The sequence below is a fragment of the Mycobacterium sp. TH-M82 genome, assembly GCF_057473605.1.
This window is the reverse complement of record NZ_JBYCKY010000071.1, coordinates 1-11,078: the sequence shown is the minus strand read 5'-3', so window position 1 is coordinate 11,078 and position 11,078 is coordinate 1. Positions and strand designations below refer to the sequence as shown.

The 11,078-nt window shown below is 70.1% G+C and carries 10 protein-coding genes and 1 pseudogene; 1 reads left to right on the top strand and 10 read right to left on the bottom strand.

Annotated elements, in window-relative coordinates:
- Positions 1-106, top strand: a pseudogene (locus AC2VON_RS02255) (alpha/beta hydrolase); the annotation flags it as partial.
- A 21-nt stretch (positions 107-127) separates the two neighbouring features.
- On the opposite strand, the gene AC2VON_RS02250 reads toward AC2VON_RS02255, so the two are convergent.
- The 10 genes from AC2VON_RS02250 to AC2VON_RS02205 all read right to left on the bottom strand — a co-directional run bounded on the left by AC2VON_RS02250 (position 128) and on the right by AC2VON_RS02205 (position 10,979).
- A complete protein-coding gene (locus tag AC2VON_RS02250; RefSeq protein WP_486951480.1) occupies positions 128-2,260 on the bottom strand; it encodes a heavy metal translocating P-type ATPase in 2,133 nt (710 codons plus the stop codon).
- Positions 2,261-2,286: 26 nt separating this feature from the next.
- A complete protein-coding gene (locus tag AC2VON_RS02245; RefSeq protein WP_486951478.1) occupies positions 2,287-2,631 on the bottom strand; it encodes a hypothetical protein in 345 nt (114 codons plus the stop codon).
- Positions 2,628-3,158, bottom strand: a complete 531-nt coding sequence (locus tag AC2VON_RS02240) for a DUF3093 domain-containing protein (RefSeq protein WP_486951477.1) — start codon at positions 3,156-3,158, stop codon at positions 2,628-2,630. Before AC2VON_RS02240 ends, AC2VON_RS02245 begins: the two co-directional genes overlap by 4 nt.
- 105 nt (positions 3,159-3,263) lie before the next feature.
- Entirely contained in the window at positions 3,264-3,755 is a 492-nt protein-coding gene (locus AC2VON_RS02235; RefSeq protein ID WP_486951476.1) for a hypothetical protein, read from the bottom strand.
- Positions 3,752-4,789: a porphobilinogen synthase gene (gene hemB, locus AC2VON_RS02230; RefSeq protein WP_486951475.1), complete on the bottom strand. Its 1,038-nt coding sequence runs from the start codon at positions 4,787-4,789 to the stop codon at positions 3,752-3,754. Before hemB ends, AC2VON_RS02235 begins: the two co-directional genes overlap by 4 nt.
- Positions 4,789-6,522 (bottom strand): bifunctional uroporphyrinogen-III C-methyltransferase/uroporphyrinogen-III synthase, encoded by a 1,734-nt coding sequence (locus AC2VON_RS02225; RefSeq protein WP_486951474.1) that lies wholly within the window; start codon positions 6,520-6,522, stop codon positions 4,789-4,791. The genes hemB and AC2VON_RS02225 overlap by 1 nt, the downstream gene beginning before the upstream one ends.
- Before the next feature lie 35 nt (positions 6,523-6,557).
- Entirely contained in the window at positions 6,558-7,493 is a 936-nt protein-coding gene (gene hemC / locus AC2VON_RS02220) for a hydroxymethylbilane synthase (protein ID WP_486951479.1), read from the bottom strand.
- Positions 7,494-7,507: 14 nt separating this feature from the next.
- A complete protein-coding gene (locus AC2VON_RS02215; protein WP_486951473.1) occupies positions 7,508-8,887 on the bottom strand; it encodes a glutamyl-tRNA reductase in 1,380 nt (459 codons plus the stop codon).
- Positions 8,888-8,980: 93 nt separating this feature from the next.
- The gene (locus AC2VON_RS02210) at positions 8,981-9,229 is read right to left on the bottom strand and encodes a glutaredoxin family protein (protein WP_486951472.1); all 249 of its coding nucleotides are present in this window, start codon (positions 9,227-9,229) and stop codon (positions 8,981-8,983) included.
- 235 nt (positions 9,230-9,464) lie between these two features.
- Positions 9,465-10,979, bottom strand: coding sequence for a DUF222 domain-containing protein (locus AC2VON_RS02205; protein ID WP_486951471.1), 1,515 nt, complete (start codon positions 10,977-10,979; stop codon positions 9,465-9,467).
- Positions 10,980-11,078: the final 99 nt, after the last annotated feature.

The following is an 11,078-nucleotide window of genomic DNA, read 5'->3' as shown; positions in this document are numbered from 1 at the left end:
CGGGCAACTGCGCACGCCGCCGGCCGGTGGGTTTTACCCGGGTGGGCACGACGTGTCGTTCTGGCGCGAGCACCTGCCGTCGGAGCTTGCGTGGCTGGCCTCGTGATTTCGGCGTGATAATCGTCGCTCAGCGCAGAAAATCACGCCGAACTCTCTTCAACCGCAGGCTGTTGGTGACCACCAGCAGCGACGAGCAGGCCATCGCCGCACCGGCGATCATCGGATTCAGCAATCCGACCGCGGCCAGCGGGATCGCCGCGACGTTGTAGCCGAACGCCCAGAACAGGTTCTCCTTGATGATGCGCAGGGTGCGCGCCGAGAGCCGTAGCGCGGTCGGTACGGTGCCCAGGTCGCCGCGCACCAGGGTCAGGTCGCCGGCCTCGATGGCGGCGTCGGTGCCGGTGCCCATCGCCATCCCGATGTCGGCGGTGGCCAGCGCCACCGAGTCGTTGACCCCGTCGCCGACCATCGCCACCCGGCGGCCGTCGGCCTGCAGCCGTTTGATCGCGTCGGCTTTGTCGGTGGGCAGCACGTCGGCGATCACGTTGGCCGGGTCGATCCCGACTTCGGCGGCCACTTTCCGCGCCACCGTGCGGCCATCCCCGGTGAGCAGTACGGGGACGATGCCCATCGCCTTCAGCTCTTCGATCGCGGCGGCGCTGCTTCCCCTCACGGTGTCGGTCAAGGTGATGATGCCGCGCACCCGATCGCCCCAGGACACCTCGACCGCCGTTCCGGTCTCGTGGGCGGCAGCCGACCGGGTGATGTCGACCCGTACCCCGTCAACCACGCCGGTCACGCCGCGGCCGGGCCGGTTGGCGAAATCATCCACCCGCCCGAGCGGCAACTGCGCGGCGGCGGCTGCCCCCACAATGGCGGCGGCGATCGGATGCTCCGAGCCCGTTTCGACGGTGGCGGCCCGCGTCAGCACCGTGTTCGGATCTTCACCCCGGTTGACGGCCACGTTGCCCACGGTCATCACGCCGGTGGTCACCGTTCCGGTCTTGTCCAGCACGACGGTGTCGATGTCCTTGACGGTCTCCAACATCTGCGGATTCTTGATCACGATGCCCAGCTGCGCGCCGCGACCGGTACCGACCAGGATGGCGGTCGGGGTGGCCAGGCCGAGCGCGCACGGGCAGGCGATGATCAGCACCGCGATTGCTGCGGTGAACGCGGCCGCGGGGGGCTGGCCCGCCAGCAGCCAGCCGGCCAGCGTGAGCGCGGCGATCACCAGCACGGCGGGCACGAACACCGCCGAGACGCGGTCGGCCAGCCGCTGGACCGATGCCTTGCCGTTCTGGGCGTCGGCCACCTGTTTGGCCATGCGGGCCAGCTGGGTGTCGGCACCGACCTTGCTCGCCCGCACCAGCACCAGTCCGTAGGTGTTCAGGGCCCCGCCCAGCACGCGGTCGCCTACACCGACGTCGACGGGCACCAATTCGCCGGTCATCGCCGAGGTGTCCAGCGCGGTGGTGCCGTCGATGACGACGCCGTCCGTGGCGACACGCTCACCGGGCCGGACCACGACCACGTCACCCACCCGCAGTTGGTCCACCGGTACCCGCACTTCCCTCAGGCCGGCTTGACCAGCTGGGCCGCGCCGCATCACCGCGGCGTCCTTGGCACCCAGCGTCAGCAGTGCGCGCAGCGCCGCGCCGGCCGAGCGTTTGGCGTGCGACTCGGCATAGCGACCCGCGAGCAGGAACACGGTCACGGCGGCGGCCACCTCGAAGTAGACATGGCCTCCCCGGAAGGCAAGACCGGTGATCACCGCCGCCGCCGACCACAGATAGGCGGCCAGCGTGCCCAGTGACACCAGGGTGTCCATCGTGGAGGCACCGTGCAGTGCGTTGCGCACCGCGGCACGATGGAACGGATAGCCGCCCCACAGCACGACGGGGGTGGTCAACGCGAAGGCCAGCCACGGCCAACCGGTGAAGTGCCAGGCCATCACCATCGACAGTGCCACCACCGGTATCCCCAGCACCGCCGAGCCGATCAACCGCACCCGCAGCTCAGCCGGTACGCCGGTGTGTTCGTCGCGATGATCTGAGGCGTCTGTACCGGCTGTGCCGGCTGTGCCGATCACCGACGCGGCGTAGCCGCTGGATTGCACCGCGCGGACCAGATCGGCGGCCGACACCGTGGGTTCGTGTTCGACATGGGCCCGTTCAACCGCGAAGTTCACCGTGGCACGCACCCCGTCGAGGGAATTGAGACCGCGTTCCACCCGGGCGGCACACGAGGCGCAGGTCATGCCCCGTAATTCAAGGTCGGTAGTGGTCACGCCCCCGGCATACCCCCCCTGGGGTATTTGGACAACGTGGCTCCGGTCACAGCGGCCGCAGCGACCACGGCGGAATCCTTGCGTCCCCGCCGGGCCCGGCCCAGTCGAGTCGCCCCGACCACCGCCAGCACGCCGGCGACCGCCGCCAGCAGCAGCGTCAGCAGCAACAGCTGCGGGTCGTAACTCACCGAAGTGGTGACCGGCTCACCGTCGGCGATGGGCGCCACCGGCACCGTGGAACGCACTCGTGTTGCGCTCACTGTGCCGCCCAGCGCGGCCGCGCAGGCCAGTCCGAGTTCCACTGCCGCTCGGGTTGCGGCCCGGGTTGCAGGCGCGCTCACCACTGCGGCCCGTCGGTGTCGCTGTCGGAAGTGTCGGGGTGGTCAGGTTGGTACGGCACCAGCGCGATAAGCGCCGCCCGCAACCGGCGATGACCACGCGCCCAGGCCTGGGCGGTACGCCCCCCGGTGAGCCGCAACCCGATGCCGACCCGGCCGCGCGGTACCCCACGGAGCTCCCCCAGCGCCCGGGCCGTCTGCCACTTCTCCGGATGTTCCGCCCGGTGGGCCGGCTTCGCCGGCTCCGGATACACCCGGACGATGTCGCCGACCCGGATGGTCTCGGTGCCCTGGCGCAACGTCTGCCCGGTGAGCTCGACAGAGGTGTGGATGCGGGCCGCCTTGACCTGTACCGCGACAAAGGCGGACACCAGCACCAGGAACAAGCCGGGAATCAGCGGGTCCAGCCCGTAGCCGCTGGAATTCTGGATCAGGGCCAGGGCCAGGGCCGTGGCCGGTCCGGCCAGCACCCAGTACCAGCTGGCGCCGGGCTCGTGGAACAACGGCGGGGCGTTCGTCGCTTGGTTCACCTCACCCTCACCGTCAGGACATCCTGGAATCGACCTGGAATCGACTCAGTATGGTGCACGCACCGCCGGTGAGCCACCAGCCACCCAGGCTCACCGCAGCACCGGTCAGCGAGTGAAATAACCCTGGGAGTCCCTGCGGTGCAGCAGGAAGGTTCCCCCGGCGATCAAAACAGAGCCGACGATACCGGTGACCGCTGCGGTCACTGCGACCACCGTCCGCTGGTCGGCGCCGAACAGGCCGCTGACCGCATACACCGCCGCGGCCACGCCACCGCCGGTCAACGCGGTGCGTGCCCACCGGTAACCCAAGCGCATCAGCACCAGGAAGGTCACCACCACCACACCCACTCCCACCACCACGGCGATCACCACGGCGATCAGCCCGGCGACCGGGTGGCGCACTTCGGTCGCACCGACCACCGGCGACGTCAGCAGGTTGACCACGTAGCCGGTCAGCATCACCGGCAGCGCCGCCAGCCACAACCAGAACCCGGTCTCGACATCCACCGGACGGGCCGGCCGCTCCGGTCGCACGGCCGGCGGCGGTTGCGCGGGCTGCCAGCCGGGCGGCTGCGGCCAGGTCGGTGGCCCGGTCATGCCAGCCAGCCCGCCGCCTCGGCGGCCCAGTACGTCAGCACGATGTCGGCACCGGCACGGCGAATGCTGACCAGCGACTCCAGCGCCGCGGCACGGCCGTCGATCCAGCCGTTGGCGGCCGCCGCAGAAATCATCGCGTATTCACCGGACACCTGGTAGGCGGCCACCGGAACCGGGGACATGTCCGCGACAGCTGAGACGATATCGAGGTAGCCCAGCGCGGGTTTGACCAGCACGATGTCGGCACCTTCGGCGAGGTCGAGCGAGACCTCGCACAGCGCCTCGCGGGCGTTGCCGGGCTCCTGCTGGTAAGTGCGGCGATCTCCGGTCAGGTTGGAGGCCACCGCGTCGCGGAACGGGCCGTAGAACGACGACGCGAACTTCGCGGCGTAGGCCAGGATCACCACGTGCGGGTACCCGGCGCAGTCCAGTCCGTCGCGGATGGCACCGACCTGACCGTCCATCATGCCGCTGGGTCCAACCACCTGGGCACCCGACTCGGCTTGCGCCACAGCCAGTTCCACGTAGCGGGCCACGGTCGCGTCATTATCGACCCTGCCGGTCCCGTCCAGCACCCCGCAGTGTCCGTGGTCGGTGAACTCGTCCAGACACGTGTCGGCCATCAGCACGGTAGCGTCACCGAGCTCGGCGGCCAGGTCGCGCAGTGCCACGTTGAGCACACCCTCGTGGCTGATACCGACGGCGCCGGTGCTGTCTTTGTCCGCTTGCCGGGGTACCCCGAACAGCATCAACCCGCCAACCCCAGCGGCCACCGCGTCGACGGCCGCGGCACGCAGCGAGTCGCGGGTGTGCTGGACCACGCCAGGCATGGAGGGGATGGGCCGCGGCGCCTCGATGCCGTCGGCGACGAACATCGGCAAAACCAGGTGCCTTGGTTCCAAAGATGTTTGCGCCACCAGGCGGCGCAGCGCCGGTGTGGAGCGGAGCCGGCGCGGACGTTGCCGCGGGTAGCCGCTGACACTCGTCGAGTGGCGATCCGCTGCGCCCGGCTCCGCTGCGCTAGCAGTCGCCACTAGCGCCTGCGGCTCTTCTTGCGCGGCGGCGGCAACGCGCCCTCGGCACGCAGCCGGGCGGCGTGTTCGGCCAGCGCCTCGATCAGCGGGCCCACCGCGGCGATGTCGGGCTGTACGTCGACCCTCAGACCGAACTCGGCAGCGGTCTCGGCGGTCTTGGGGCCGATGCAGGCCACGATGGTCCGGGCGTGCGGCTTGCCGGCGATACCGACCAGATTGCGCACGGTTGAGCTCGACGTGAAGCACACCGCGTCGAAGCCGCCAGTTTTGATCATTTCCCGGGTGGCGGCCGGTGGCGGCGCCGCCCGCACGGTGCGGTAGGCGGTCACGTCGTCGATCTCCCAGCCCCGCTCCCGCAGCCCCTCGGCCAACGTCTCGGTGGCGATATCGGCGCGCGGCAACAGCACACGGTTCACCGGGTCGAAAACGTCGTCGTAGGGCGGGAATTCGTCCAGCAGTCCCAGCGAAGACTGCTCGCCGGACGGCACCAGCTCGGGACTGATTCCGAATGCGCGGACCCGGTCGGCGGTCGCTTCGCCGACACAGGCGATCTTCACCCCGGAGAACGCCCGGGCGTCCAGTCCGAACTCACCGAACTTGTCCCACACCGCGCGCACCGCATTGGTGGAGGTGAACACGACCCACTGGTAGCGGCCGTCGACCAAACCCTTGACGGCCCTTTCCATCTGCGCCGAACTGCGGGGCGGCTCCACGGCGATGGTGGGCACCTCGACCGGCAGCGCGCCGTGTGCCACCAGCCGCTCGCTCATCTCGCCGGCCTGGTCCTTGGTACGCGGCACCAGCACGGTCCAGCCGTACAACGCCCGGCTCTCCCACCAGTTCAGCCTGGCTCGGTTAGTCACCGTCTTGCCGATGGTCACCACCAGCGGGCCGGCATGAGCGGCCTGCTGCCCGGTGGTTCCATCGTCCACGCTGGCCAGACCCGCTTGGCCGATGCCGGCCAGCACGGCGGGGTCGGTGAGCCCGTGCAAGGTGGATTCCACCGAGCGCTGCCCGCACGTGGTGCCGGCGGCCGTGACCACGCACGGGGTGGAATCGGCAAGCCCGTACTCGATCAAGGTGCGCGCCGCGTCGGCCACATGCGAGGCGGTGGCCAGCAGAATCAGCGGCCCCGGGCCGGCGGCCAGCGCTCCCCAGTCCGTGTCGCCACGCACATCGGCGACCGTGTGCGAGGAACCCAGCGGCAGGCCCGCATAGGTCGGCACCGCGCTGGTGGCGGGCAAGCCGGGAACGATCTCGAAGTGCAGCTGGGTGCGGGCCACGGTGGTCACCTCGGTGATCACCGTGTCCACCGACAGCGGATCGCCGGCCACCAGCCGCACCACCACGTCGGCGGCACCCGACCGCGCCTCAGCGGTCAGGGTCTTGGCAACCTCGGCGGGGCTGCCCAGAGCCGGCCGGATATCCGGGCAACCGGGAACCACCGGGGCGTCGGCACGGATGTTGTTGTCGCGGCTGGCCTCGCTGGCCTCGCTGGCCTCGCCGCCAGTCTCGACGTCAGCCGGCTCCGGCCCGGCGACCGGGGGCAAGTCCGTGCCGACCAGCGCCAGCACCGACTCGGGCACGTCCGGGTCGGTGAATACCAGGGCCGCGTTGGCCAGCACCGTTCGCGCCCGCGTGGTCAACAGGCCCGGATCACCGGGACCCGAGCCGACGAACACGATGCGGCCCGGCTTGGACCTGCGCCCTCGCACGCTCACTTGGCGAGCCATCTGTCACTCCCAGTCACTTCCCTAGCGCGGGTATCTCACCGCGCCCCGTTGTCCGACGCCATCAGATCGCGCGCACCCAGCTCGAACAGCTCCGCGGCTACCGAGACCCCCAGCTCCCGGGCCCGGTCGGGGCTGCCAATGCCGGACGCACGGATCACGTCGGATCCATCCAGCGCCGCCACGCCACCGCGCAGCGACAGCTCCTCGAAGACGCGCCCGTCCTCATCGATGGAGTCGACCACCTCGGCGATCGCACCCACCGGTGCGGAACAACCCGCCTCCAGTTCGGCGAGCAGGGCACGCTCCGCGGTGACCGCGACCCGGCTGTCGGCGTCGTCCAACTCCGCCAGCAGCGCCGCCAGCGCGGTGTCGCCGACGCGGCATTCGACCGCGAGCGCACCCTGCGCCGGAGCGGGCAACATCTGCACCGGTTCCAGCGTCTCGGTGACGACATCGAGGCGGCCCAGCCGGGCCAGACCCGCCCGGGCCACCACGATGGCGTCGAGATCACCGCTGCTTACCCTGTTCAACCTGGTATCTAGGTTGCCTCGTAGGGGCCGGATTTCCAAACCGAGACCCAATGCGCTAAGCTGCGCGGCTCGCCGGGGCGACGAAGTGCCCACCACCGAGCCCGCCGGCAGCTCCGCCAGGGTCAGCCCGCCCCGGGCCACCACCGCGTCGCGGGGGTCCTCGCGCGGGGGAATCGCGGCGATAACGAACCGCGGGTCGTCGGCGGTGGGCAGATCTTTGTGCGAGTGCACCGCTGCGTCGACCCGGCCGTCATCGATGGCCTCCCGCAGCGCCGCGGTGAACACCCCCACCCCGATGCTGGCGATCGGTCCCGACGACCGGTCACCCTCGGTGGTGATGACGACCAGTTCCGCGGGGCGGCCGCCCGCCACCAAGGCGTCGATGACGATGCCGGCCTGGGTGGTGGCCAGTGCGCTGCCCCGGGTGCCTATCCGAATAATGGGGGCCAAAGCGACTACCCGGGACGCCCGGCTTCGGCGTGGGCTTCGAAACCGTTTGGTGCCGCAGGTATTTCACCAGCGGTGGCTACCGCATCCACAGCGTGCGGGTCGAGTTCGAACAGCTCACGCAGCGCCTCGGCATAACTGTCGCCGCCGGGTGAGCCGGCCAGCTGCTTGACCCGCACGGTGGGTGCATGCAGCAGCTTGTCCACCACGCGGCGGACGGTGCGTGCCACCTCCTCGCGCTGGGACGTGTCCAGCCCGGGCAACCGATGCTCCAGGCGCAGCAACTCGGCGGTGACCACTTCGGCGGCACGTTGGCGCAGTGCAGTCACCGTCGGTGTCACCTCGGCCATCCGCTGGCCGGCCAGATATGATGCGACCTCGCGCACGACGATGGCTTGCGCGGCTTCGGCGTCGGCCGCGGCCACCCGCGCCGACGGCTCCTGCTGCACCCGGTCCATGTCGACGACCCGGACACCCGGCAACCCGGCCACCGCGGCATCGACGTCACGCGGCATGCCCAAGTCACAGATCACCAGCGGCCGCGTTGTTTCGTCCCGTCGGGCGCCGGCCAGCGCGTGGTGTACATCGGCTAGCGACACCACCGTACGCACCGCCCCGGTGCAGGTCACCGCGACGTCGGCAGCCGCCAGCGCGGTGGATACGCCGTCCAGTGGCAGCGCCTGGGCCCGAGTGCCGGTGCCGCGGATCTTGCGGGCCAGCCGCTGCGCCCGCTGCAGCGACCGGTTGACGACGTAGATGTGGCCGACACCCGCGCGGGCCAGGTGCGATGCCGACAGTGCGCCCATCGCCCCGGCGCCGATCACGACCGCGGTCCGACCCGCCAGCCCGTCGTCTCCCAGCTGCCGCTCGGCGATCCCCAGTGCGACCGATACCACCGACGCGCCGGCGGCGTCGATACCGGTTTCGGAGTGCACCCGCTTGCCGACCGACAACGCCCGCTGGGCCAGCTCGTGCAGCACCCGGCCGACGGTGTGGTTGGCTTCGGCGGCGGCGTAGGCACGGCGTACCTGCCCGAGCACCTGTTGCTCGCCGACGACCGCCGAGTCCAGGCCGCTGGCGACGGCGAACAGCTGCTCGACCGCGGCTTCGCTGTAGCGGACGTAGGCGTGTTTGGTCAGCTCCCCCATCGACATGCCGGAGTGCTCGGCGAGCACCTGTCCGATGGCCGACAAGCCGCCGTGGAATGCGTCCACCACGGCATAGACCTCGACGCGGTTACAGGTCGACAGCATCATCGCCTCGGTCACCAGCGGTGACTGCAGTACCCGGGCAACGATCTTGACCTGGTCGGACTCGTCGGCGCTGAGCTGCTCGAGGACAGAGACCGGGGCGCTGCGATGGGAAACCCCGAAGAGCAGGACGCTCATGGCAGTATCACCTGGTCCGCTCCTCGCTGTCACCAGTGAACAAACTGCCTACCACGGTAGATGCTAACCAGCGGGGTCGCCAAATTCGCCGGGTCACCCCCGCTGGGCCAGGTCCGCGCGCAGCCGAGCCTCGTCGACCTCCCCGTAGCTGTACTCATGCCCGTCGAGCAGCACCACCGGCAGCCGGTCACCGAATTCCGCGCGCAGTGCGGTGTCTCCCGCCGCCGCGGCGGCGTCGACGTCGACGGTGTGCAGGTCGAAGCCGAGTTCGGCGGCCAGCTCAGCCAGCTGGCCGTGCGCCCGCACGCAGCCAGGGCAGCCGTCGCGGGTCAGCAGCTGCACCTGGGGCGGGGTCTGGGGATTAGTCGGGTTATTCGTCGCCGGGTGGGCCTTCGTTTTCGTCTGCCACGCAGGTAAGCGTCCGCGATCGGGTGCACGCCGTCAACTCAGCAGCGAAATCCCTGCTCTGGCCGCAGCCCAGAGGGTGACCGCTTCGCCGCAGCCAGCGAACCCCAGCGTGATGGCGGTCCTCGCTTCGATACTGGCCGCCTCCAGGCCCGTGGGAAGCGTGGGCGCGCTAGGGCCCGCGTGCTGGTGGGTCGGGGTCGCCGCGTAGGAGTTCTTCGGGGTGGTGGGCGTGGTTGATTTTGGGTGGGCCGGTGCCGTCGGTCCAGCCCAGTCGGCCGGTGTCGGTGACGATGGTTTGCCACTCGCCGCGGCTGGCGTCGGCGTGGTCGGTGCCGCAGGCGAAGAACAGTTCGTCGGCGTTGGTGCGGCCGCCTTTGGCCCACTCATGGGCGTGGTGGACCTCGCAGTGATAGCCCGGTTGCAGGCAATTCGGGCGGGTACAGCCCCGGTCGCGGGCATAGCAGATCAGGCGCTGGTCGGCGGTGGCGATGCGTTTTTGCCGGCCCAGATACAACGGCCGTTCCAGGTGACCGTCAAAGACCGCCAGGTAGTGAATCGCATCGGCGGCCATCGAGATCAGATCACGCATCGGCAGCCGCGACCCGCCACCGGTCAGCGCCGCCGCCGGCATCGGCGCGGTCGCATCGCCCGCAACCTGGGCGGCGTGGTCGAGTTCGGCCAGCGTGGTGGTGACCACCACTGTGACCGGATGGCCGCGGTGAGTGCCCAACCCACCGGAGGCGATCGCGGTTTTCCAGGCGAGGCTGGCCGCATCGTGGCAACGCTGGGCCGGGGTGCGCCGATCACCAGCCTGCGGATCGCCGCCGCCCCAGCCGGCCTGGTTGGGCTGGCCGGGCTGGTCGGGTGGGTTGGGCTGGTCGGGCTGGTTGGGCTGGTTGGGCTGGTCGGGCTGGCCGGCCTGATCGGGTCGGCCGGGCTGGTCGGGCTGGTCGGGTTGGCCGGGTTGGTGGCGGCCGGGGCGCACCGCGGCCATGACCGCCTCAAAGTAGCAGCGGGCTTCGGGGTCGAGCAGCCCAGACAGTCGCGACATGCCATCGGGGCCTTGCCGGCCCAGCACCAGGCCACGCCGGCGGGCCCGATCGACATCGCTGAACAACCCATCGGGGTTGAGGTCATCGGCGATGCGCTGGCCTAATTTGACCACCAGGCCGGCATCGAGTTCTCGCGCGTGAGCAACCAAGCTGCGCTCGGTATCGGCCACATCGACCGGCGACACCCGCGCCGACAACCCATCCACCGCCTGACACACCACCCGGATGTGATCCTCACCGAGCGCACCGTCTTCGACCGCAGCAGCCAACTCCGGCAACTCCGGCTCGATCAGCGCCCCAGTCAAAGACCGGCGCTCCCGGATGCGGGCCGCCAATCGGCAGCGGCGGGTGATCTCCCCCGGCGTGATACGCAGCCGCTCCCACAACACCTTCCGCAGCCCACCGGCCGGACCAACATCATCGGGCGGATCGGCCAACTCACCGAAGAACCGATACATCAACCCCCGATTGGTGCGCGCCTGCGTCTCCAACCGCTCAGCGACATCGACCCGAAAATCACTGCCCACCATGCCCGACGACGTCTCCCGCAACACCTTATGGGCAGCATCAACAGCATCCAGGGCAGCACCAATCGCCTCCCGTGCCGCCTCGACGCCCACCGCTAAAGCCATAACCCGACACTAAAAACCACCCCCGACACCCGCCGGGCCCGACCGCCCGCCTCCGGGGAGCCTGGGGATAAAACACCAACTGTGGATAACCAGACAGCA

Excerpts from the sequence above, each read along its gene's own strand:
- AC2VON_RS02250 (WP_486951480.1), bottom strand. The coding sequence starts at position 2,260 with ATGACCTGCGCCTCGTGTGCCGCCCGGGTGGAACGCGGTCTCAATTCC.
- AC2VON_RS02235 (WP_486951476.1), bottom strand. The coding sequence starts at position 3,755 with ATGACCGGGCCACCGACCTGGCCGCAGCCGCCCGGCTGGCAGCCCGCG.
- AC2VON_RS02225 (WP_486951474.1), bottom strand. The coding sequence starts at position 6,522 with ATGGCTCGCCAAGTGAGCGTGCGAGGGCGCAGGTCCAAGCCGGGCCGC.
- AC2VON_RS02215 (WP_486951473.1), bottom strand. The coding sequence starts at position 8,887 with ATGAGCGTCCTGCTCTTCGGGGTTTCCCATCGCAGCGCCCCGGTCTCT.
- AC2VON_RS02205 (WP_486951471.1), bottom strand. The coding sequence starts at position 10,979 with ATGGCTTTAGCGGTGGGCGTCGAGGCGGCACGGGAGGCGATTGGTGCT.